Below are 20176 nucleotides of genomic sequence, written 5' to 3' on the forward strand. Positions count from 1 at the left end.
CATGAGGGCCAGCACCAGCTTCGTCAAATCCGGCTCCTGGCCGTCCTTGAACGAGAGTGGCCGACATACGCAGCAAGCGTCTACGAGATGCATCTGCGCGGCAGGTGAACGCGCGGTTCAGTATCTATCCGTGGTGTGTGCCCGTGGACGGGTCGAACACCTTCACACCCTTACCTGCGAAGTCCTTCACGTTCTGGGTCGCCAGCGTCGCGTCGTGGGCCAGGGCGATGGCCGCGATCTGTACGTCGAGGACTTCACCGGCCGTTGGTTTGGGTCGTTTCATCATTAGTGTCGCGTAGTAGAAGGCGGCAGCGTAGTCGAACGTCAGCACCCGCCCAGCTGCCTCGAGGGGCGCGAACACGGCGTCGGCCGCGACGTCGAGCGCGGCGCGCTTCCTACCCTTGTCGAGCGTGTAGATGCCGTTGAGGGTCTCCATGACCGTGACGGAAGTCGTGTAGACGGTCGGCTGGGTAACCAGCCAGGCGGCCACGATTGGATACTTTTCCGGTGTCATGGCCGCTGCGATCACGTTGGTGTCGAGAATGAGCACTATTTCGAATTCTCGTGCCGCACACCGATTTCCGGCACGTCACCATCAAGGGCTTGCCGAAGCTCGGCCAGCCGGGCAAGCAGGGCGGCTCCGGATAGCGGGCTTGGTGTGGAGGTTTCGCCCTCGGTAGCGGCGCGAGTGAGAATGTCCCGCACCTCGGCTTCCATGGACCGGCCGTGACGGGTGGCCCGACGCTGAATGGTCGCCTTGATGGCGGGATCGAGGTTACGAACATTCAGGTTAGTCGGTGTCGCCTTGGCGACTGTACTTTTGGCGGTCGCCTTACGCGCCTTCTGGGTCTTCGGTGTCTTGATCGTCGCCATGATGTCAATGGTATCGGAATGCCCTCAGATTGCACTCATTTTCTCGACCCGCCTCGAGCGGGTGGGCGCGCATGTCCTGAACAGTATTGTTTACCTACGTGAGTTTTGAACCCCGAGCGGGCTGTTTGCTGGCCGCCCAGACTACCTCTGGCGTTGGTCGTCGTACCTGCCACCTGTAGTCGCTTTGCCACCTGCGCGGTCTACTTCGCCGATTCAACGCTGTAGCTCGGTGAACTGGTCGAGCAGATCGGTCCGGTTCGAGTAAGTTCCCGCCATGTCCACTCGAAAGTCCCGGTCCACAAGGACCGGGCCTTCGTCGTTTCGGTGGATCGTTCGGAACTACAGGCAGATGCCGCCGAGGTTCATCGCGGTGACGGTGGTGTACCCGGCTGCTGGTTGGTAGTCGGGCGGGCCGTCGTAGTAGACGGCGCTGACGATGTGCTGGCCGACGGTGTCCGGAATCCAGAGGATGCTCGCGGTGCCGTTGGTGACCGGCACGGTTCCGACGATATTTCCGCCGAGGCCGGGCAGGCGGCTCGTGAATTCGACGACACCGCTTTGTACCGGAGTGCCATCTGGGCGCTGCACGGTTGCCTGCGCGGTCTGCCCACAGCCGACCGCCGCGATACTGTTCGTGCCGAGTGCCGGGCCGACCATCGCCACCGACAGCGTCGGGGCGATCATCGCATTCGCTTGGGGTGCCAAGGTTGTCGGTAATGCCAGACACGCAGCCGCCAGCGCCACACCGGCCGCGCCGCGCGAGAGTCCGCCCATCATGCCCGCCTTTCGCTGTGCCGACCGAGCCGCTCATGGCCCGGGCGTAGGTCGTCGCACGGTACCTGAGAGGTGAATCATGTCGGCGCAGGCCGCGCCGAGAATCTTCGGAGAGGTCGGAGCATCGCCCGAGCTGCCGGGTTGCCCGGCATTCCCGCCCGAAACCGTGTCGCACGGAGTTAGTGTTGCTCCGCGCTATGTAGCCACGTTCCAGCAAACCTCGGACGGAGCGTTATGGGACACAGGACGGGAATCGCCGCGTGTGTTGTGGCGGGGCTGTTGATCGCCATGGGTTGCGGAACGTCGACAGACACCACCGGAACTTCCACGCAATCGACCGCACCGGGCGGCGAGCCCGCATACGCCGCCGCTATCCGGCCGGTGATAACCACGCTGATGAAGGACAACGCTATTCCGGGCGCTGTGGTGGTCGTCAAATCGCCGAAGCGAGGCGATTGGGCCGCGGCATTCGGTACCCGTGCCATCGGCACGAGCGAGCCGATCGAAGTCGACGACTACTTTCGCGTCGGCAGTAATACCAAGACGATGACGTCGACGGTCATCCTGCAGCTGGCGCAGGAGGGCAAGCTCTCGCTCGACGACCCCATCGGCAAATATTGGCCCGGCGTGCCGAACGGTGATCGGATCACGATTGCTCAGCTGAACGAAATGCGAAGCGGGCTATACAGTTACACCTTCGACCCGCAGTTCAATGCCGCGCTCGACAACGAGCCGCAGAAGGTATATACGCCGGAGGAATTGCTGGCCATCGCGTTCGCGCACCCGGTGAACTTCCAACCCGGGGAAAAGTTCGAATACAGCAATACCAACTTCATCCTGCTCGGCCTGGTCATCGAGAAGCTCACGAAAATGACGGCCGCTGAGAGTTTTCAGAAGCGCGTCTTCGAACCGCTGAGCCTCGGACACACATCATTGCCTGCGCCCACGGACTCCTCGATTCCGGATCCGCATCCCCAGGGCTACGCCTTCGGCACCAACGTTTCCACCATCGACACCTACGCACTTCCTGCTGCGGAACAGGCCGAGGCCGTCGCCGGCACCCTGAAACCGAGCAACCAAACAAATATCAACGTGTCCTGGGCGTGGACCGCCGGGGGTGCGATCTCGACGGCCGCTGATCTCGCGACGTATGTGAAGGCGCTCGTCGGCGGTGGCCTGCTCGACGCGAAGATGCAGAAGACTCGGTTGGACAGCATCCAGCCGATCGATCCCGCCGATCCGGATCAAGCCGGATACGGCCTCGGTATCGTGCGATTCGGCACCCACCTCATCGGACACGACGGTCAACTCCCGGGTTTCATGACCTTCATGGGCCATGACCCGGCATCGGACCTCACGATCGTGGTCGCCACCAACCTTGCGACGGTTCCGTCGGGTGAGGGGTCCGCCCTGGTGCTGGTCAAAGGCATGCTGCCGACCTTCTATGGTGCCGATGCCCTGCCGGGCAAGGAACTGGCGACCAGCGGCGCGAGTCCGACCAGCACCACCGGGACGACTACGCCCGGTCGATGACACGAAGGTGATCTCACCTGAAATCGACATTCCGCTGAACGCTTCGAATGCGCGGCGTGAGCCGAAATTACGCCCGCCGACCCGCGCCGGAAGATAATGCGACATAGCGGGCACACGAGGAGCGGGCACACGAGGAGGAAGCCGTGCGGTACCGGGCCGGGCTGGAGGGCGAGGTGACATTGCGAGTCGCCGTCGAGTTCATCGATGCCCCGTGCCGATCGTTCGGCATCACGTGGTCGGCCGCCGACGCAGCGGCTGCCCGCAAAAAGTTCGAGTACGCACGGATCTTCCTGGTGGCGCTAGGCGGCGATCCGCAGCGGATGTACTTGGCTCTCGTGGACCGACGGCCGTGGGCGTCGGTGCAGCTACCAGCTGACCTGGCCGACGGCGAGTACGCCATCGAAGTCGACGCCTACGGCAGCGCGAGTTGGGGCGATGGCAGGTTGGACGCCCGTGGTCGCAGCGTCTCGTTCATGATCGGCCCGGATGCGTCGGGCCAGCAGGGCCGCGGGGTTCAGTTTCCACCTCCGGCGTAGCCTCGGTCCTGTGCTGGGCCGCCAACGGCGCGGCGAGCATGACGCCCGAATTCGCGACCACCAGGTCGACCGGGCCGAATGCCGCGCGCACCATCGCCGCGGCGTCGCGCAGCGATGGCCGATCGGCCACTACCTCCAGGGTCGGTCCGCCGATCTCGGCGGCCAGTTCTTCGATCCGATCCTTGCGGCGTACTCGAATCTGCTTCCGTACCAGTGGATTCGGATAGCTGACTCGGTTTCGGAATCGGCGTTCATATCACCTGTGACAGCAGGAATTCGATTGCGGCAGTGGGTTGCAAGCCCGCTGTGCGCTCATAGGCAGTGGTGAAGGCTTCTGCACCGAGTGCTTCGCGGGCTCGGTCTGCTGGTGCGACGAGATTGTCGTACCCGCGCCGATCCTCGGTGCCGAGCATGGCGGTTGCCGCACCAACTAAGTGGGCCGCGTCGGTTGCGTTGCTGTCCCGCATTGCCAAGGCGGCATACGGGTGCGCGAACATTGCCAAATCGTCCGGTTGTGTGCCGCTCGCGGTGATCATCGATCCGTCTCGATCGATGATCAGCGCTTCGGTCGCTGTATCGAGCACCCGCCGAGCCCGCACCGGATCGTCGTCGAGAATCGCGATGAGCGCTCGAAAATCAGTACTCCGAGCCCGAATTCGAGTGTCGAAGGTAGTGTTCGCGAGACCGGTTTCGGCCTGTTCGAGTGCTCGCAGTGCTGCTTTACGATCCCCGCGACGCAGCAGGTACTCCGCCCGCGCAAGCCGCACATACGTCGCGGTGCCTGGCTCTCCGGCCGCCTCGACGAGTTGTCCGGCCCTGGCCAGCGCGGCTTCGGCACGGTCGAGTTCGCCGAGTCGAGCCAGTGCGGTGGTCGATTCGGCACAGACCGCCGCGGCGTCACCAGCACTGCCGAGTTCTTCGAAGGCCGTATCGGCATTGAGTCGACGTTCTGGTGGATCGGCTAACGACTGTGCGGGAGGATGCCGAGTGTCACGGCCAGTCCGGCCGCGATGCATCCGGCGGCCGCCGCGCTGGTCGGGAAGGAACGGGTGATGGTGGCGATGCCGGCCACGAAAATCAGGCAGGTTGCCGAGGCCAGCAGCGCGGTTCCGCGATCGACACCGGCAGGGCGGTGAAATCGCTTGTGCGTCACTGTCATGTCTGCGGGGTACCCGATCGGCGAGTTATGAAACTGTTATCGACCGCGACAGGCCGAATCATTCCGTGACAACTGCCGTCTTCGGCGCATCTCGAGTGGTAGGACTGGCAGATGGGCAATGACGAGACGGACCCGGACCTGATCGAACTCGCCACCAAGATCTTCGATCTGGCTCGGCACGGCGATGCCGAGCGGCTCACGGCGTACCTCGATGCCGGTGTCCCGGTGAACCTCACCAACGACAACGGCGACACGCTGCTCATGCTGGCCGCCTATCACGGTCATCAGGACGCCGTTCAGGTGCTGCTCGCGCGTGATGCCGACCCGAATCGAGCCAATGACAAGGGCCAGACCCCGCTCGCCGGTGCGGTCTTCAAGGGCGAGACCGAGATCTTGCGGGCCCTGCTCGCCGCCGGTGCGGATCCGGATGCCGGGACACCGTCCGCGCGGGCCGCGGCAGCCATGTTCGGCAAGAACGATCTGCTCGGCTTGTTCGGGGCGTCTTGAGCGTTGACCGATTGCCATGAGCAAGAACGCGGATTCGGCTGCGTTCGTGCGGGTCGGTATAGTCGCCGCGGATGAGTAGTGTCACCACCCCAGATAGGTCGAAGCCCGTGAACCGACGATTCGGGCGCACGGTGTGGCTGGTGCCGGTGCTGCTCGTCGGCTTCGCCACCTGGTGCCTGATGGCGCCGCTGTGGCCCTTCCACCGGATCACCGGTGGGTTCATCGACCTGCAGGTGTACCGGCTCGGCATCGAGGCGCTGCGCGACGGCGCGGATATGTACGGCCAGCTGCCGCAGACCACCATCGGTATCGGGCTGCCGTTCATCTACCCGCCCTTCGCCGCACTGGTGCTGAGCCCGTTCGCGCTGCTGCCATGGGATGCCGCGGCCTTCACCTTTTTCATCTCCTCGACGCTCGCGCTGGCCGTCACGCTGTATCTGGTCGCGCGGCGGCGCTGGCCCGAGCGCGGCGCGATGCAACTCGCGCTGCTTGCCACCTCCTGCGCGACACCGCTGGCCATGCTGCTGGAGCCGGTCCGCTCCACGCTGGACTTCGGACAGGTGAACCTGCTGCTGATGGTGCTGGTCGCCGCGGACGCGCTCACCGCGAAGCCGAAGTGGCGGCGCGGCATGCTGGTTGGCGTTGCCGCCGCGATCAAGCTGACACCGGCGGCATTCGTGCTCTACTTCCTGGTGCGCCGGGATTATCGCGCCGCAGCCACTGCCGCGATCACCGGTGCGGTCGCGACCGCGCTCAGCTTCGCGATCCTGCCCAAGGAATCGGTCAACTACTGGTTCGGCGGACTCGGCAATGTCTCCGGACTCAGCGGCTCGTCCTTCCATACCAACCAGTCGATCCAGGCCGTGCTCGCCCGATTCGGCGTGGAGAAGCCGCTGTTCACCGTGCTGTGGCTGGTGCTGAGTGCGGCGCTGCTCGCGCTGGTTGTCCCGGCCATGCGCCAGGCCGCCGAGGTGCCCGCGCTCGCGCTGTCGATCAACGCCGTCTTCACGCTGCTGGTATCGCCGATCTCCTGGTCGCATCACTGGGTGATGATCGCGCCCGCGCTGTTCGCGATGGTCTGTTACGCGACCACACTGCCGCGCGGTCGGGCGATCGGCTGGTATGTGGCGATCGTCCTCACCACCGCGGCATTCGTATACGGGCCGCAGAACTGGCTGCCGGGCGATAGTCGCCGTGAATTGGCTTGGACGCCTTGGCAACACCTGTGGGGGAACACCTACGTGTGGTTGAGCGTGTTGCTGATCGTTGCGTATCTCGTTGCCGGCAAGCGGGCGAAGTCGCAAGCGGACGAACGCGATTCCGCGCCGAAGGATATCGATCTCGTCGATCTGGCAGGTCCTCGCCCGGCGGCCTGACCGTTTCTGGGATGCTGGGTTTTTGGACGGAGGGCGCCGCGTGGTCGCGATCGATATCGAACGGAATCCGAAGTCGGCGTGGCCGCTGACGCCCCTGCGTGCGGTGCACGCGCGCGGGCTCGGCGGGGTGCCGCCGACGGCACTGGTGCTGATCGGGATCGTCAGCGTGCAGGTCGGTGCGGCGCTGGCCAAACAGCTGTTCACCGCCACCGGGGCCGCGGGTGCGGTCACCCTGCGCCTGTTCTTCGCCGGAGTGGTGCTGCTGGTCGTCTGGCGGTCCGCGCTGCGGATCGAGCGGCGCGCACTACCGGTGGTGCTCGGCTACGGCACCGTGCTCGCCTCCATGAATCTGTGCTTCTATCAGGCCATCGACCGGATTCCGCTCGGTATGGCGGTCACCCTCGAATTCTTGGGGCCGCTCAGCGTCGCGCTGGCCGGCTCGCGGCGCTGGACCGATCCGGTGTGGGCCGTACTCGCCGGTGGCGGCGTACTGCTGCTGACCAAGGCGGGTGGCGATGTCGGCTGGTCAGGTGTGCTGTTCGCGCTGGCCGCGGGAGCCCTGTGGGCGAGCTACATTCTGCTGAGTGCCGCACTCGGTGACCGGACCAGCGGCGGTGGGGGATTGGCCATTGCGATGGCCTTCGGCGGTGTGCTCATGGTCCCGGTCGGCATTGCCGACGCGGGCGCCACACTGTTCCAGCCCTCGGTCCTCGCTGCCGGTTTCGCGGTCGCGATGCTGTCGTCAGTGCTGCCGTATTCCGTGGAACTCGAAGCGCTGCGGCGCATTCCACCGCGCGTCTTCGGCGTACTGATGAGCCTGGAGCCGGCGGCCGCCGCACTCGCCGGACTGATCGTCCTCGGCCAGATCATGCACGCGGCGCAATGGGTTGGCGTCATCTGCGTAGTGGCGGCCTCCATCGGAGCCACCCGAACTGCACGGCGGAAATAATCAGCAGTCCGCACTACCTGGCGCGAAGATCGGGATTTCGCACCACCACGGCTTGATCACCGGCGGTGTCGCCGGTGCGCCCGCGACGATCCAGTCGCCCTGTACCGATATCTCGCGGCGCGACAGCGGTTCATTTGCCGGACCGGTCGCCACGGAGCCGTCGAGATTGAATTTGCTTCCGTGACAAGGACAGTTGATGGTGCCGCTCGCGATTTCGTTGAGGGCACAGCCCTGATGTGTGCAGATCACCGAGAAGCCCTGGTAATTACCGGGATTCGGTTGGGTCACCACGGTGTCGCCGAGGATGAGCCCGGAGCCGACCGGTACGTCGGAGGCGCGGGCGATGGCGTTCTCCGGTGCACCCTCCTCGACCTGCGGCGCCGGTGCGGGTTGCTCCTGGACCTCTTGGCGTGCGGCGGGTAGCGCTGCGAATGCGCCTGCGACGATCCATTCGCCCTGTACCGAGATGGTGCGCGCGGCGAGCGGTTGGGTGGCCGGACCGGTCGCCACGGAGCCGTCGAGATTGAATCTGCTGCCGTGACAAGGGCAATTGATGGTGCCGCCGCGGATCGTGTCGACTACGCAGCCCGCATGCGTGCAGATCACCGAAAAAGCTTGGTAATTACCCGGACTCGGCTGAGTGACGACAGTATCGCCGAGTAGCACACCGGACCCGATCGGCACGTCGGAGGTGCGGGCGAGTGCGGTGCCGGGGGTGGGTTCCGGCGCGGCCGGCACCGCGGTCTGGGGCGGCGGCGGTTCGGCGGCAACGGAACTCGATGTCGTCGTCGGTACTGCGGTGGAGGCGGTGGAGGTGACCTGCGTCGATGAGCTTTCGCTCGTGGAACAGGCCGCGACAACCGCCGCGGCCCCCGCTCCGATGACGATTGTTCGACGGTTGACGTGTTCGACGCTCATCATGACCTCGGCGTTGTCGGCTCGTTGTTGTAGGAGTTACGAGATAGCCGCCGATTGGGTTCGAGGTCGTTTCGGATCCTTGCCGAAGTTGGCGCTGCCTACCGCCCGGGTGAGACTGGGACCGGACGGGGCAGCCATCGGCCATTGAACGCAACGGTTCTGAGACCAAGGGTGGGTGTTCGATGAGACTCTGCTGAGAAAACCTGGCGGCGCTACCCGTCAGCGCGCGGTTCGACCCGTAGGCTGGGACGATGCGGGCGATTGCGTTCTACGAATTCGGCGGTCCGGACGTACTGCAGATCGTCGACATCCCGATTCCGGAACCGGGCCCGGGTCAGGTCCGAGTCGCGGTGCGGACCACCGCGGTGAATCCGGTGGATTGGAAGATCCGTTCCGGCGCACTGTCTTTCGGCGAACCCGTGTTTCCGCAGTATCCGGGTGGCGAGATCGCGGGGGTGGTCGATGCGGTCGGTCCGGATGTCACCGATGTCGCGGTCGGTGACGAGGTACTGGGCTGGGCGGTCGCGGCGTACGCGGAGTACACCCTCAGCAATGCCATCGCGAAGAAACCCGAGGAATTGTCCTGGCCGGATGCCGCGTCGCTCCCGGTCGCGGTGTCGGCGGCGGAGAAGTCATTGGCGGCACTGAAAATACAACCGGGCGAAACGCTGCTGATCAATGGTGCGTCCGGCGCGGTGGGGTCGATGGCGGTACAGCTGGCGACGGCCGAGGGCGTCACCGTTATCGGCACCGCATCCGTGGCCAATCAGGACATTGTGCGCGAACTCGGTGCCACCGCGACCACCTACGGCGCCGGTTTGGTCGAGCGCGTCCGCGAACTCGCGCCGAACGGCATCGACGCGGTCTTCGACGCGGCCGGATACGGTGTGTTGCCCGCCGCCATCGAATTGCGCGGCGGCACCGACCGGATCGTGACGATCGTCGATCCGGCGGCCCGCGAACTCGGCATCACCTTCCTCGCGGGCAGCGGTCCCGAACGGCCTACCGAACTGCTCGAGCAGGTCGCCGAACGCGTCGCCAGCGGTGCGTTCCGACTGCCGGGCGAGGCGCGGACCTTCCTGCTCGAGCGGGCAGCAGCCGCACAGGAGGAGAGCGAAAAGGGGCGTGGCCCGGGCAAGGTCGTCCTCAACGTGAGCTGACCCGGTCCGGAACGCCTTGTTGCGAACGACAACCGGCGTACCATCTTTTCTTGCCGTGTGCCGATAGGAGCCGCGGCAAGGAGGAGGACGGGCGCGATGGTCGATAGCCCATCGGCTGACGGAACGAGCCGCGGTGTGCTCGACGCCGGTTTCCAGATACTGGAGGCCATTTCGGCGGCGCCGGAGGGCTGTGGCCTGTCCCAACTGGCCCGCACCACCGGATTGGCGAAGGCCACCGCATATCGGTTGGCCGAACAGTTGGTGGCGCTCGGTGCCGTGCAGCGGGTGGAGCAGCGGTATTTCGTCGGCGAGCGGATGGCCGAGCTCGGGCGGCATTGGCAGGCCGCGCCGATTCTGCGCCGGGCCGCGCAACGGCCCGCCAGGGTATTGTCCGCCTTGACGAATTCGACTGTCGCGGTGTGTATTCTCGACGCGGACGAGGTTCGGATGGTTTCCGGGATCAAAGGCGCCGAGTTCTTCCTCAACACCACCGCCGATCCGGAGTTGGTCTATCGCACCGCGCTGGCGCAGGTGCTTTTCGCGGGACGGGCCGACAATGCCGTCCCGCCGCCGACCTATTCGGCCGCCGAATGGCAGCGTGTCTGCTCCGGAATCGTCGATGCGGGAATGGTTTCCGTCGACCATCACAAGCTGATCGCCGGGATATGTTGTGCCGCAGCGGCAATCCGTCAACCGGGGATGTGCGATGCGGCTGTGATCGGCTGTATCTCGCTGTCCCAACAGTTTCCGCCGAATCTGCTCGGCCTGGTCGCACATAGCGCCCGCGAAATCGAGAAGAATCTTCGCTGATCGGTTCGTTCAGTGGACCGGGCCGTTCTGCCCGCTCAGCCCGGGAATCAGGATAGATGGGCTGTCGAACGCCGTGAGTAAGGGCCGATCCACCGATGCAAGACTCAGATCTCTGGGGCCACCGCTACGTCTCCTCATCCGTCACCGAGGATGGCCGACCACGATTCCTGCTCGGCGGCACCCGGATCACCCTGTGGTTCGTCGACGAGACCCGCCGCCTGTCCGCACACGCGGGCGCCAATACCGTGATCTTCGAGGTGGATGCCGACAGCGGCGTTCTGAAAACCCGATCCCCGTTCTCCACCGTGCTGTCCTATCCGCCGGAATTCGCCGACCAGGACTCCTGGCTCACCGAATTCCTGCTCCTCGCACCGACATGGACCACCACCGGCGACGGCACCCTCATCCTCAGCGACGACCGGATCAGGATCGAGCTGCAGCAGACCGCCGACTGCCCCTGATACCCAGGTCGCCGGGATGAGGAAGCTTTCGACTGAATCCGGTTGCTGCACAATCTGTCTCGAGCCGAGCCGCTATTATCTGGCTAGACGCTTACCAGCGTCGCCGATATCAGAAGAGGGGTACGACTGTGAGCATGATTCTCGCCGCGGCACATGACACGTATGGAGCAGTCCTGGCCCAACTCGGCAACCCGACACCTGAGGCGCCGCCCCTCGCGGACAAGATCCTGCAGATGGTGCGCTATTTCACCTGGTTCATTCTGCTGGCAGGCATTACCGCCATCACCTACGCGGGCGGTCGGTTCGCCTGGGAGAAGTGGTCCGGCGGCGGCCTGCAATCGCCGAAGATGGTGGCGGGAGCCATGATCGGCGGTGTCGTCGCGACCAGCGCGGGCACCATCATGAATGCCGTGATCGGCACCTAAGCGCGCCATTTGATGGAGCAACCCATGCTCAGCCGATGTGGCTCGGGCACTGGGGCTCCGGTGCGTACCGCCTCGGCCGCGGCGCGTAATTCGTTGCCGGTCACCGGTTTACCGTTGCCCGGCGTGGATTCGTCGAATGCGCCGCGGTAGGCGAGTTCGAGGCGTGCGTCGTAGAGGAAGAAGTCCGGCGTGCACGAGGCCCGGAAGGCGCGACCCACCTGCTGCGTTTCGTCGATCAGGTACGGGAATTTCCAACCGGCGCGATCGGCTTGGGCCCGCAGGTGCTCGGGTGCGTCATCCGGGTAGGCGTCGGCGTCATTGGTGCAGATCGCTACCGCCGGGATGGTGAGTGTGCCGAGTACCTCGCCGAGCTTCGACTCCAGGTGCCGCACATACGGGCAGTGGTTGCAGGCGAAGATGACCAGTAGCCCGGGCCCGTCCGCATAGTCGGCGCGGGTGTGCGGCTGACCGTCGAGGTCGGGCAGGCTGAAGTCCGGCGCCGGCGTTCCGATCGGGACCATCAGGGATTGAACCGACATGGTGTGCCTCCTCCGAGTCGATATCGAGCGTAGTGCGCCTACCGCGCCAGATCCGCCGGATCGGTATTGGCCCCGCACAGGACGACGCAGACCCGCTCACCGGGCTCGGGCCGATACGCATCGGTGGTCAGCGCCGCGACCGCCGTCGCGGCGGCGTGTTCCACCGCGAGTCGGCGGTCCTGCCACAGCGCCAACCGGGCCGCGACGATGTCGGCGTCGGGGACGAGTACCGAGGTCACGTCATAGTTCTGGGCCGCGTGCAGTGCCAATTCGGAGGCACGGCGGGCGCCGAGGGAATCGGCGGCGACCGAATCGACCGTCGCGTCGACGATCCGTCCGGCCTGGATCGCATCGTGCAGCGCACGGCAGCGTTGCGGCTCCACCGCGATCGTCCGGACGCCGTAGTGATCCGCGGCCGTGGCGACCCCGGCGAACAGACCACCGCCGCCGACCGCGACGACGATGGTGTCCAGTCGGGGAAGCAGGTGGTGGATCTCCACCATCAGGGTGCCCGCTCCGGCCGCGATGTAGGGGTTGTCGTAGGCGTGTGAGGGCAAAGCGCCACTGGTATCGGCGAATTCGCGACAAGCGGCGAGTGCGTCGGCGTATTCGACGCCGACCAGGCGCACATCGGCGCCGTAGCCGCGCAACCGCTCGACCTTCACCGGCGGCGCGGTGGTCGGGAGAAATACTGTTGCCCGTACGTCCTGTTCGCGGGCCGCCCACGCGCACGCGAGTCCGGCGTTTCCGCCGGATGCGATGGTCACGCCCGTCTCCGGCAGGCTTCCGTCGTCCTGGTGCGCCTGGATGAAGTTTCGGGCGCCACGGGCCTTGAACGAGCCGGTGTGCTGCATGTATTCCAATGCCAGCCACAGTTCGCCGGTCGCCGCTATCGCATCCCCGGGTGCGATGGCAACCGGCCGTACGTGTCCGGTGATCCGATCGGCGGCGGCCTTCACATCGCGGTAGTTCAGTTCCATTCGCACTCCTGTCCGCGGTCCCGCACTGATCATCTTGCCCTTCTCGTCACGGGCTGGGAACGCCCGGTGCAGGAGATCGAGCAGATCGGTGCGGTGACGGTCGTAGGCCGCCTGATCGAAGACCGAGGTATCGAATCATCTTGGCGCGCATGGGCGATCAACAATTCGGCAGGCGTCGGCATTTGCCGTCGGCGGCGCGGACATCGAGGGTGCTGAATGCGACGGGCATCGTCATGGCATATGACGCTATCGAAGTCTTTCGATATCCGCCGAGTCCTCCTATTTGCGAACAAATTGCCGATTTTCGCGCCATGTAGTCTGCGTCCATCTGGAAGTTGTAGTCATGCTCTGTCGAAGAGAGGTTGACCTGTGAAACTGATCTGGATGGCGGCGACGGCGGCACTTGCCGTTGCCGTGGCGGGATGCACCGATGACAAGTCCACGACGGCCGCGTCGAGTTCGTCCACACCTGCGGAAACGAGTTCGGTGGGTGCGACGCCGATCGAAAACGAGGAGCCGGGCGGCGGCGTGCGGATTCCGCTGGGGGAGACCAAGCAAGTGCCGATTCCCGCCGATGCCGTGATCGATATAAAGGTGCCCGTCGACTGGGGCGCGGCGAGCGGAAGCCTACGTTGCGCGGTAACCGACGGCACCGGCCGCAATGAAGACCTTCGTTCCACCAATACGAAAAAACAGGAAACAATCGGCGGAAAAGAGTGGATGACGCTGTGGACCTTTTCCTCACCCGCCGGCGCCGAGGTCACCGTCGGATGTAAGGATCCGGATTCGAAAATCCCCGCGGGCGACGATCACCTGATCCGGGTCGTTCCGCGCGGTATCACCCCGCCCTGAATCGCTGTGCCGCGGCCGCCGGGAATTCATCGGTGACCGATCACCGAACCCAATAGGCGCAGGGCGAGTTCCGTTTCGCCCGCGACGTGCACGCGGTCGGCCACATCCGCCGGATCGAGTTGGCGCGTGCCGAGACGACCCAGCGTGTGCAGGTCGGTCGTGACGGTGGCGTCGGCATTATCGAGCTCACCGGGAGTCGCCGTGGCTCGTCCGTCGCCGATGATCAGCGTCCAGCCTTCGCCGGCGAGATCGAGGGCGTGCCGGACAGCGATTACGGCGACGATATGCGGCTGGAATGGGTCCCGGACTGTGGTCACTTCGTGCCACGAGAAGCGGCCGCAGTGGCTGGCAGACCGGCGCTGACCTTCCTCGGCGGAGGCACGAAGCGGCGCGGGTAGCCTCGGATTCGTGGCAGAGGTAGTGCTGGGATACTGGGAGCGGCCGTCGCGGCTCCCGGGTGCCGTGGTCTGGACGAATACCAATGTCAGCGGGGCTGCGGCTTTACCGGTATTGCCGGACGGATGTATGGATCTGCTGTGGAGCAATGGCAAGTTGCTGGTGGCCGGACCGGACACCCGGGCGTATATGGCCGATGGTGCGCCGGGTACTGGATGGATCGGGATTCGATTCGCACCGGGCAGCGCGCCCGCACTGCTCGGGGTGCCCGCGCACGAATTGCGCGATAAACGGGTGGAGTTGGCGGATCTCTGGCCCGCGGCGGCAGTTCGGCGACTCGCGGAACAGGTCGGGGCGGCAGCGGATCAGACCGGCGCATTGGAGGCGATCGCACTGCGGCGGGCCTACGACATCGAACCGCCCGACCCGGTTTTGCGGCGGATCGTCGGTGCGCTGGACGCCGGATGGTCGGTCGCGGCGACGGCCGAGGCCGCGGGGCTCGGTGCGCGGGTGTTGCATCGACGCTCGCTCGCGGCCTTCGGCTACGGGCCCAAGACATTGGCGCGAATCCTGCGGCTGCAGCGGGCGCTCGCGGTGGCGCGCAGCGGAGTACCGCTCGCGGATACCGCATTTCGTACCGGATTCGCCGATCAGGCCCATCTCGCGCGCGATGTGCGCGAACTGGCCGGCATGCCGTTGAGCGAGTTGCTCGCCCGCTCATAGTCCCGGCTCAATCCGACAGCGGGGCGTACAGATCGACGCTATTGCCGTCCGGGTCAAGGATCGTCGCGTAGCGCTGGCCCCAGAAGGCGTCCCATGGCTTCAGTTCGCCGCGGTATCCGGCATCGATGAGTTCGCTGTAGACCGCGTCGACCTCGGCGGGGTCCGTGCACTGGAAGGCCAAGCCGAGTCGCCCCGCGGACCTCGGCGGCTGCCAGTCGGAGTGGAACGACTTGATCACGGCCTCGGTATCCAGCGTCAGGCGCATACCGCCGGGCAACGGTGCCTCCATATGCCCGTTATCCGCCTCCGGGAACTCGAGACCCAGGCGTCGGTAGAAGGCGAGCGAGGCGGCCATATCGCTGACGACAATGCCGATGACATTGAGTTGTGGAGTCATATTCGCAGCGTATGCGGCACTTCGGCAGGCGTCTTGAACAAATCGGACTCAGCAGGCGGTGGCCGGGATCAGTTCCGCGATCAGGTTTTCCACCAGGATGCGGATCCGGTCGCGAATAGAGCGCACGATGGCGATGTCCTCGCCGGTTGCGTCGGGCAGCATCCAGTCGCGGTAGCTGATACCTGGGAAGAACGGGCACACATCACCGCAGCCCATGGTGACGACCACATCGGAGATTGCCACCGCGTCCACGGTCAGCTGCTTCGGCGCGTGCGTCGAGATATCGATGCCGAGTTCGGCCATGACCGCCACGGCGGCCGGATTGATGACGTCGGCGGGTGTGCTCCCGGCGGAGTGCACATCGATGCGGTCGTCGGCGAGCGCATCGAGGAATCCGGCGGCCATTTGCGACCGGCCCGCATTGTGGACACAGACGAACAGCACGCTGGGCTTGTGAGCCATGTGCGGGAGTACCTTTCAGGCTGGTGAATCGGAGCTGTGCCGTGGTTCTGGGCGCAAGGTCGGGATCGTCGGGGCTGCACCGGGTCTGCGTCGGAGGGTGCGTGATACGTATACCAGTACGGGGGATATATGTTTCGCGACGAGGGGGCGACTTTGTCCGCCAAGGCATCTCGAGACCCATCGCTCGAGAGTTGTTGCCGCACGCGGGATATCGACCGAGAAGAAACCGGGCGGTCAGAAAATCGGCATTTTGCCTGGATACAACGCGGCCCGCGGTGCCGGAGCGGCAACCGCGGGCCGTGGACGCGCGTGCGGCGTCACATAGGACGCAGATTGATCACCTTGCGCAGACGCGCGCGATCGCGTTCGAGCCGCCGCGCCTCGTAAGCGATCGGGAAGTAGCGCACCCGCTCCGGCAGCAGCGGCACCGTGCGGGCGATGAACCAGCCCAACGCCTTCAGCTTGCGCTCATCGGACTCCGACCATGTCAGGCCGAGCTTGCGCCGCGCCGCCTCCGGGGTGGTGCCGACGGTGACGAAATATTGCAGCCGGCCGACCGGTGCGACCACGCGCTTCCAGGCGGGGCGCAATGCGCGCGGCAATTGCCTCGGCGGCGCGATCGACTGGATCACACGCAGGTAGTCATGCGCGGTACTGGTCTCCTGCAGGTGGTTCTCCACCATATCGGTGAAGAACTTCGCGAATTCGGTGTAGTTCGCCGGAATCTCCTTGGGCGCCACCATGAAATTGCGCAAGAGCTGCACCGTTTCCTGGTAGTAGGCGTCCTTCTCGGCCGGGGTCAACGGGCGGCGGGCGAAGTATTCGGCGTTCTCGGTGAAGGCAAAGGTGCCGGTGTGCAGCACCCAGGCCCACGGACCGGAGGCCAGCGCCTTGTGCTGGACACCATCGGGGGTGGTGGTGTTGAGCGAGGCGTGCATCGTGCGCAGGCGATCCGCTTCGGCGATCGCCTCGTCGCCGCCGTAGATCCACATCATCACCGAACCGATGCTGCGCATCGCGCGTCCGAGCGGATCGGCGCGGAAGGTGGAGTGTTCGTCGACCACGGCGGCGATGGTCGGTTCCATGGTCTGCAGCAGAAAAGCCGAGCCGGCGGTGAGGGAGAAGGTGATCAGGCCGGTTTCGTCCCACATTCGAGTACCCGGTGCGAAGGGGCGGCGCTGCGGTGCGGTCCGTGAATCGGCATCGAATGCGGCGGTCATTGCGATCTCCTTTGATCAACGGTCCAAGAGCGTGAGAGATTTAGTGTAACAATCTCTCATCAACTTGGCTTGTCGACCGAGCGCTCTGGGCACTGATAACGCAGCCCCCTAGGCTGAATCGATGTGATGAGCGACTGGCGCAATCGGGACGGGCGGATCGGTGTGCTCACCGGCGCGGGAATCTCCACCGATTCCGGCATTCCCGACTTCCGCGGCCCCCGCGGCGTATGGACGAAAGATCCCATCGCCGAACTGTTGTCGACCTACGACGCCTACCTCGCCGATCCGGAGCTGCGCAAGCGCTCCTGGCTGGCCCGCCGCGACAATCCGGCCTGGCAGGCCCAGCCCAATGCCGCGCACGCCGCACTGGCCGACCTGGAGCGCGCCGGGCGCACCATCACGATCATCACCCAGAACATCGACCGGCTGCACCAGCGCGCCGGGTCCTCACCCGGCCGGGTGATCGAAATCCACGGCAATATGTTCGAAGTCGTCTGTGTCGGTTGCGAATACCAGACGAGCATGGCGGCCACGCTGGCACGGGTGGCGGCGGGCGAGGCGGATCCGCCGTGTCCAGCCTGCGGTGGCATCCTGAAATCCGCGACCATCATGTTCGGCCAGCAGATGGATCGCCGCACCATGACCAAGGCCGCGCTGACCGCCGAGGCCAGCAGTATCTTCCTGGCCATCGGATCCTCGCTGCAGGTGGAGCCCGCCGCGTCGATGTGCGCGATCGCCGTCGACAGTGGCGCGGATCTGGTCATCGTCAATGCCGAACCGACGCCATACGACAGCATCGCCACCGAAGTCATCCGCGAACCCATCGGCACCGCCTTACCGCGCCTGGTCGCCGAGATACTCGCCAGCTGAATCATGCGGCTCGGCTACCAGAGCCAGAGTTGCCTTGCGCGCGACGTTCGCGGCCTGTCTCGCGTCCGAATCGTCGAAGCGCATGCGCCGCAGGCGCGAGTCTCGACGGCGCCGCTAGCGACTGCTTGCAGTTCGCTTGGAAGGGTCAGCCGCGAGACACCAGGGGGTCGCGAACAAGCCGCGCCGAAGGCACTGCAAATTTAGACACAGCCGAGTACCCGCTCGACGTAGGCGTTGGCGAAGCGGCCCTTCGGATCGAGGCGGCGGCGCACTTCGGCGAAGTTATCCCAGTCCGGGTAACGCGCCCGCAGTGTGTCGGCGGTCTGGAAGTGGCGCTTGCCCCAGTGCGGACGGCCGTCGTACTTGTCGAAAACGGTTTCGCAGGCGCGGAAATACGGTTCGAAGTCCATGCCACGGTACTGGTGCACGGCGATGTAGCAGGTGTCGCGGCCACCGGCGGGGGAGAGGAACGCGTCATCGGGGGCGACCCAGCGCACCTCGATCGGCATCGGTGTATCGAACCGCGTCGCGAGGTCCTTGATCTCGCGGATGGCGGCGGCTGAATGTTCGCGCGGGATCGCGTATTCCATCTCGGTGAAGCGAATCAAACGGGGCGAGGCGAAGACTCGATAGGAGCGGTCGACCTGGCGGCGGTAACTGCCCGCATACGCCGCGCCGCGATGGATCCACGGCACCAGTCGTGGTCGGCGCTTGCCGAGTCGGCACAGTGCGTCGAATGCGTAGTTGGACATCAGGATGTCGGCGAACCAGTCGGCGGCCCGGCCGCGCGGCTGTTCCGGCAGGTCGACGGGGTTATTGCGCTTGGTCATCGCCAGCGGGCTGTGGCCGAACATGTAGAACTCGAAATGCTGGTTGCCGTCGACATAGGCGTCCAGCTCCGCGAGGACCTCCTCGACCGGCACCGGCCGCTCGATTCCCTCCAGCACGAACGAGGGCACCAGCTGCAGGGTGACCGCGCTGACCACGCCGAGCGCCCCGACGCTGACCCGCGCCGCGCGCCAGCCCTCCGGATCGGACTCCTCGTTCAACTCGACTCGGCTGCCGTCGGCGAGCACCAGTTCGATGGATTGCAGAGCGGCCGAGAGGTTTTGCAGCGTCGCACCGGTGCCGTGGGTGGCGGTGGCGGTCGCGCCCGCGATGGTCTGCACGTCGATATCGCCGAGATTGGGGAAGGCCAAGCCGAGCGGATGCAGTGCATTGCTCGCGGCATTGAGGGTGATGCCCGCTTCGACTCGAACGCGGCCGGTCTCCCGGTCCACGTTGCGGATGCGGTTCAGTTTCGCCAGGTCGAGCAGGATGCCGTCGGTGAGTACGGCATCGGTGAACGAATGACCCGCACCGGCGACGCGTACTGTCTGTCCGGTGGTGGCGGCGCGGCCGATGATCTCGGCCAATTCGTCGGTATTTCGCGGGGTGGCGAGGGCGGCTGGCGTGCAGTGCTGATCCCCGGCCCAGTTCCCCCACGAGTTGGTCATACGTCCAACTGTAAGGGCTGGCTCAGATGAGCGCTACATATGTCCGGTTTTTTGCGCTAGCGCTTGCGGCCCGCGCAGACGAACGACTTGGCCTGTTCGACTTCCTCGTCCGTCAAGGGGGGTGCGGGTAGTGGTCGGCGCGGCGTGTCATCGCTGCGTACGCCGTTGAGTGCGATGGCCATATAGCGCTGCCAGGCATTCGGTTTCACCGGCTTGGAGAACTCGGCGAGCGCGTCGACCATGTGGATCAGTGCGAAGAAGTCCGAGGGCTCGATATCGGGCTGCAATGCGCCGGCCTCGCGCGCGCGTTCGATGACCGCGGCGATAGTCGGCTTGATCCGGTCGCGCAACTGGGCGAAGCGCTCCATATCCTCCTCGAGTTCGAGCATCACGTCGCTGAAGCCGCGATTGGTAGCCAGATGGGTGCAGGCGTACTCGAAGAACTGGACCAACCCCAGCCAGGGGTCGGGATGCTTGGCCGCGGTTTCGGCGGCGACCGCGAATTCACCGACGTTCTGTTCGAAGACCTCGGCGATCAATTCCTTCTTGTTGGCGAAGCGCCGGTAGACGGTGCCGACGCCGACCCCGGCGCGTTCGGCCACGTCATCGAGGGTGATCTCCAGACCGTGATCGGCGAAGAGGTGGCGAGCTGCCTCGATGATGCGCTGCTGATTGCGGGCAGCGTCGGCGCGTAGGCGCCGAGGTGGAGGCGCGGTAGTGGCGGGATTCACAGGCACATCCTAGCAATGAGCGGGATTAA

The 20176-nt window shown here is 65.3% G+C and carries 26 protein-coding genes; 12 read left to right on the forward strand and 14 right to left on the reverse strand.

Annotated elements, in window-relative coordinates:
• Nucleotides 1-124 precede the first annotated feature (124 nt).
• The 3 genes from ACQPXH_RS08720 to ACQPXH_RS08730 form a co-directional block, all read right to left on the reverse strand.
• On the reverse strand, nucleotides 125-550 hold the full coding sequence (locus ACQPXH_RS08720) for a PIN domain-containing protein (RefSeq protein ID WP_433601768.1): 426 nt from the start codon (nucleotides 548-550) through the stop codon (nucleotides 125-127).
• Nucleotides 550-873, reverse strand: coding sequence for a FitA-like ribbon-helix-helix domain-containing protein (locus ACQPXH_RS08725; protein ID WP_433601770.1), 324 nt, complete (start codon nucleotides 871-873; stop codon nucleotides 550-552). The genes ACQPXH_RS08720 and ACQPXH_RS08725 overlap by 1 nt, the downstream gene beginning before the upstream one ends.
• A 339-nt stretch (nucleotides 874-1212) precedes the next feature.
• Entirely contained in the window at nucleotides 1213-1647 is a 435-nt protein-coding gene (locus tag ACQPXH_RS08730) for a hypothetical protein (RefSeq protein WP_433601772.1), read from the reverse strand.
• 234 nt (nucleotides 1648-1881) lie between these two features.
• Between ACQPXH_RS08730 and ACQPXH_RS08735 the strand changes: the two genes are divergently transcribed.
• Both ACQPXH_RS08735 and ACQPXH_RS08740 read left to right on the forward strand, forming a co-directional pair.
• Nucleotides 1882-3180 (forward strand): serine hydrolase domain-containing protein, encoded by a 1299-nt coding sequence (locus ACQPXH_RS08735; RefSeq protein ID WP_433601774.1) that lies wholly within the window; start codon nucleotides 1882-1884, stop codon nucleotides 3178-3180.
• Between the two features lie 143 nt (nucleotides 3181-3323).
• Nucleotides 3324-3716, forward strand: a complete 393-nt coding sequence (locus tag ACQPXH_RS08740; protein WP_433601775.1) for a hypothetical protein — start codon at nucleotides 3324-3326, stop codon at nucleotides 3714-3716.
• A gap of 251 nt (nucleotides 3717-3967) precedes the next feature.
• Here ACQPXH_RS08740 and ACQPXH_RS08745 read toward each other — a convergent pair whose 3' ends face one another.
• Both ACQPXH_RS08745 and ACQPXH_RS08750 read right to left on the reverse strand, forming a co-directional pair.
• The gene (locus ACQPXH_RS08745) at nucleotides 3968-4732 is read right to left on the reverse strand and encodes a hypothetical protein (protein ID WP_433601776.1); all 765 of its coding nucleotides are present in this window, start codon (nucleotides 4730-4732) and stop codon (nucleotides 3968-3970) included.
• Nucleotides 4678-4875: a hypothetical protein gene (locus ACQPXH_RS08750; RefSeq protein ID WP_084508582.1), complete on the reverse strand. Its 198-nt coding sequence runs from the start codon at nucleotides 4873-4875 to the stop codon at nucleotides 4678-4680. The genes ACQPXH_RS08745 and ACQPXH_RS08750 overlap by 55 nt, the downstream gene beginning before the upstream one ends.
• A 111-nt stretch (nucleotides 4876-4986) precedes the next feature.
• On the opposite strand from ACQPXH_RS08750, the gene ACQPXH_RS08755 reads away from it, so the two are divergent.
• The 3 genes from ACQPXH_RS08755 (at nucleotide 4987) to ACQPXH_RS08765 (ending at nucleotide 7707) form a co-directional block, all read left to right on the forward strand.
• Nucleotides 4987-5382 carry an ankyrin repeat domain-containing protein gene (locus tag ACQPXH_RS08755; RefSeq protein ID WP_040694299.1) on the forward strand — a complete coding sequence of 132 codons (396 nt, stop codon included), beginning with the start codon at nucleotides 4987-4989 and terminating at the stop codon, nucleotides 5380-5382.
• Nucleotides 5383-5489: 107 nt separating this feature from the next.
• Nucleotides 5490-6758, forward strand: a complete 1269-nt coding sequence (locus ACQPXH_RS08760) for a glycosyltransferase 87 family protein (protein ID WP_433601777.1) — start codon at nucleotides 5490-5492, stop codon at nucleotides 6756-6758.
• A gap of 22 nt (nucleotides 6759-6780) precedes the next feature.
• Entirely contained in the window at nucleotides 6781-7707 is a 927-nt protein-coding gene (locus tag ACQPXH_RS08765; RefSeq protein WP_433601778.1) for an EamA family transporter, read from the forward strand.
• On the opposite strand, the gene ACQPXH_RS08770 is transcribed toward ACQPXH_RS08765, so the two are convergent.
• Nucleotides 7708-8628, reverse strand: a complete 921-nt coding sequence (locus tag ACQPXH_RS08770) for a Rieske 2Fe-2S domain-containing protein (protein ID WP_433601779.1) — start codon at nucleotides 8626-8628, stop codon at nucleotides 7708-7710.
• Nucleotides 8629-8876: 248 nt separating this feature from the next.
• Here ACQPXH_RS08770 and ACQPXH_RS08775 point away from each other — a divergent pair, with 248 nt between their 5' ends.
• The 4 genes from ACQPXH_RS08775 (at nucleotide 8877) to ACQPXH_RS08790 (ending at nucleotide 11481) form a co-directional block, all read left to right on the forward strand.
• Nucleotides 8877-9785, forward strand: coding sequence for an NADP-dependent oxidoreductase (locus tag ACQPXH_RS08775; RefSeq protein ID WP_433601780.1), 909 nt, complete (start codon nucleotides 8877-8879; stop codon nucleotides 9783-9785).
• Nucleotides 9786-9920: 135 nt separating this feature from the next.
• On the forward strand, nucleotides 9921-10595 hold the full coding sequence (locus ACQPXH_RS08780) for a helix-turn-helix domain-containing protein (protein WP_433601781.1): 675 nt from the start codon (nucleotides 9921-9923) through the stop codon (nucleotides 10593-10595).
• Between the two features lie 95 nt (nucleotides 10596-10690).
• Nucleotides 10691-11056: an META domain-containing protein gene (locus ACQPXH_RS08785; RefSeq protein ID WP_433601782.1), complete on the forward strand. Its 366-nt coding sequence runs from the start codon at nucleotides 10691-10693 to the stop codon at nucleotides 11054-11056.
• A 134-nt stretch (nucleotides 11057-11190) separates the two neighbouring features.
• Entirely contained in the window at nucleotides 11191-11481 is a 291-nt protein-coding gene (locus tag ACQPXH_RS08790; protein WP_174415132.1) for a hypothetical protein, read from the forward strand.
• Here ACQPXH_RS08790 and ACQPXH_RS08795 read toward each other — a convergent pair.
• Nucleotides 11478-12020, reverse strand: coding sequence for a thioredoxin family protein (locus ACQPXH_RS08795; RefSeq protein WP_433601783.1), 543 nt, complete (start codon nucleotides 12018-12020; stop codon nucleotides 11478-11480). The two genes, ACQPXH_RS08790 and ACQPXH_RS08795, sit on opposite strands and share 4 nt — an antisense overlap.
• A 38-nt stretch (nucleotides 12021-12058) precedes the next feature.
• A complete protein-coding gene (locus ACQPXH_RS08800) occupies nucleotides 12059-13000 on the reverse strand; it encodes a threonine/serine dehydratase (RefSeq protein ID WP_433601784.1) in 942 nt (313 codons plus the stop codon).
• Between the two features lie 369 nt (nucleotides 13001-13369).
• On the opposite strand from ACQPXH_RS08800, the gene ACQPXH_RS08805 reads away from it, so the two are divergent.
• Nucleotides 13370-13852, forward strand: a complete 483-nt coding sequence (locus ACQPXH_RS08805; protein ID WP_433601785.1) for a hypothetical protein — start codon at nucleotides 13370-13372, stop codon at nucleotides 13850-13852.
• Between the two features lie 26 nt (nucleotides 13853-13878).
• On the opposite strand, the gene ACQPXH_RS08810 is transcribed toward ACQPXH_RS08805, so the two are convergent.
• The gene (locus ACQPXH_RS08810) at nucleotides 13879-14169 is read right to left on the reverse strand and encodes an SCP2 sterol-binding domain-containing protein (protein WP_433601786.1); all 291 of its coding nucleotides are present in this window, start codon (nucleotides 14167-14169) and stop codon (nucleotides 13879-13881) included.
• A 91-nt stretch (nucleotides 14170-14260) separates the two neighbouring features.
• Between ACQPXH_RS08810 and ACQPXH_RS08815 the strand changes: the two genes are divergently transcribed.
• Nucleotides 14261-14971 (forward strand): helix-turn-helix domain-containing protein, encoded by a 711-nt coding sequence (locus tag ACQPXH_RS08815; RefSeq protein WP_433601787.1) that lies wholly within the window; start codon nucleotides 14261-14263, stop codon nucleotides 14969-14971.
• A gap of 7 nt (nucleotides 14972-14978) precedes the next feature.
• Here ACQPXH_RS08815 and ACQPXH_RS08820 read toward each other — a convergent pair whose 3' ends face one another.
• The 3 genes from ACQPXH_RS08820 to ACQPXH_RS08830 all read right to left on the reverse strand — a co-directional run bounded on the left by ACQPXH_RS08820 (nucleotide 14979) and on the right by ACQPXH_RS08830 (nucleotide 17050).
• Entirely contained in the window at nucleotides 14979-15368 is a 390-nt protein-coding gene (locus tag ACQPXH_RS08820) for a VOC family protein (protein ID WP_433601788.1), read from the reverse strand.
• A 48-nt stretch (nucleotides 15369-15416) separates the two neighbouring features.
• Nucleotides 15417-15830 (reverse strand): arsenate reductase ArsC, encoded by a 414-nt coding sequence (locus ACQPXH_RS08825; RefSeq protein ID WP_433601789.1) that lies wholly within the window; start codon nucleotides 15828-15830, stop codon nucleotides 15417-15419.
• Nucleotides 15831-16147: 317 nt separating this feature from the next.
• Nucleotides 16148-17050, reverse strand: a complete 903-nt coding sequence (locus ACQPXH_RS08830; RefSeq protein WP_433601790.1) for an oxygenase MpaB family protein — start codon at nucleotides 17048-17050, stop codon at nucleotides 16148-16150.
• 126 nt (nucleotides 17051-17176) lie between these two features.
• Here ACQPXH_RS08830 and ACQPXH_RS08835 point away from each other — a divergent pair, with 126 nt between their 5' ends.
• Nucleotides 17177-17920 (forward strand): SIR2 family NAD-dependent protein deacylase, encoded by a 744-nt coding sequence (locus ACQPXH_RS08835; RefSeq protein ID WP_433603382.1) that lies wholly within the window; start codon nucleotides 17177-17179, stop codon nucleotides 17918-17920.
• 200 nt (nucleotides 17921-18120) lie between these two features.
• Here ACQPXH_RS08835 and ACQPXH_RS08840 read toward each other — a convergent pair whose 3' ends face one another.
• Together ACQPXH_RS08840 and ACQPXH_RS08845 are read right to left on the reverse strand one after the other, a co-directional pair.
• Nucleotides 18121-19416, reverse strand: coding sequence for a D-arabinono-1,4-lactone oxidase (locus ACQPXH_RS08840; protein ID WP_433601791.1), 1296 nt, complete (start codon nucleotides 19414-19416; stop codon nucleotides 18121-18123).
• 56 nt (nucleotides 19417-19472) lie between these two features.
• Nucleotides 19473-20147, reverse strand: a complete 675-nt coding sequence (locus ACQPXH_RS08845; RefSeq protein ID WP_433601792.1) for a TetR/AcrR family transcriptional regulator — start codon at nucleotides 20145-20147, stop codon at nucleotides 19473-19475.
• Between the last annotated feature and the right edge of the window lie 29 nt (nucleotides 20148-20176).

This window comes from Nocardia sp. CA-135953 (assembly GCF_050955735.1).
Taxonomy (GTDB): Bacteria; Actinomycetota; Actinomycetes; order Mycobacteriales; family Mycobacteriaceae; genus Nocardia.

Bases quoted from the DNA above. Each gene is read 5' to 3' on its own strand.
- ACQPXH_RS08795 (WP_433601783.1), bottom strand. From the start codon at position 12,020: ATGTCGGTTCAATCCCTGATGGTCCCGATCGGAACGCCGGCGCCGGAC.
- ACQPXH_RS08825 (WP_433601789.1), bottom strand. From the start codon at position 15,830: ATGGCTCACAAGCCCAGCGTGCTGTTCGTCTGTGTCCACAATGCGGGC.
- ACQPXH_RS08840 (WP_433601791.1), bottom strand. From the start codon at position 19,416: ATGACCAACTCGTGGGGGAACTGGGCCGGGGATCAGCACTGCACGCCA.
- ACQPXH_RS08835 (WP_433603382.1), top strand. From the start codon at position 17,177: ATGAGCGACTGGCGCAATCGGGACGGGCGGATCGGTGTGCTCACCGGC.
- ACQPXH_RS08755 (WP_040694299.1), top strand. From the start codon at position 4,987: ATGGGCAATGACGAGACGGACCCGGACCTGATCGAACTCGCCACCAAG.
- ACQPXH_RS08820 (WP_433601788.1), bottom strand. From the start codon at position 15,368: ATGACTCCACAACTCAATGTCATCGGCATTGTCGTCAGCGATATGGCC.
- ACQPXH_RS08735 (WP_433601774.1), top strand. From the start codon at position 1,882: ATGGGACACAGGACGGGAATCGCCGCGTGTGTTGTGGCGGGGCTGTTG.
- ACQPXH_RS08745 (WP_433601776.1), bottom strand. From the start codon at position 4,732: ATGCATCGCGGCCGGACTGGCCGTGACACTCGGCATCCTCCCGCACAG.
- ACQPXH_RS08830 (WP_433601790.1), bottom strand. From the start codon at position 17,050: ATGACCGCCGCATTCGATGCCGATTCACGGACCGCACCGCAGCGCCGC.
- ACQPXH_RS08725 (WP_433601770.1), bottom strand. From the start codon at position 873: ATGGCGACGATCAAGACACCGAAGACCCAGAAGGCGCGTAAGGCGACC.
- ACQPXH_RS08770 (WP_433601779.1), bottom strand. From the start codon at position 8,628: ATGATGAGCGTCGAACACGTCAACCGTCGAACAATCGTCATCGGAGCG.
- ACQPXH_RS08775 (WP_433601780.1), top strand. From the start codon at position 8,877: ATGCGGGCGATTGCGTTCTACGAATTCGGCGGTCCGGACGTACTGCAG.
- ACQPXH_RS08790 (WP_174415132.1), top strand. From the start codon at position 11,191: ATGATTCTCGCCGCGGCACATGACACGTATGGAGCAGTCCTGGCCCAA.
- ACQPXH_RS08750 (WP_084508582.1), bottom strand. From the start codon at position 4,875: ATGACAGTGACGCACAAGCGATTTCACCGCCCTGCCGGTGTCGATCGC.
- ACQPXH_RS08730 (WP_433601772.1), bottom strand. From the start codon at position 1,647: ATGGGCGGACTCTCGCGCGGCGCGGCCGGTGTGGCGCTGGCGGCTGCG.
- ACQPXH_RS08800 (WP_433601784.1), bottom strand. From the start codon at position 13,000: ATGGAACTGAACTACCGCGATGTGAAGGCCGCCGCCGATCGGATCACC.
- ACQPXH_RS08785 (WP_433601782.1), top strand. From the start codon at position 10,691: ATGCAAGACTCAGATCTCTGGGGCCACCGCTACGTCTCCTCATCCGTC.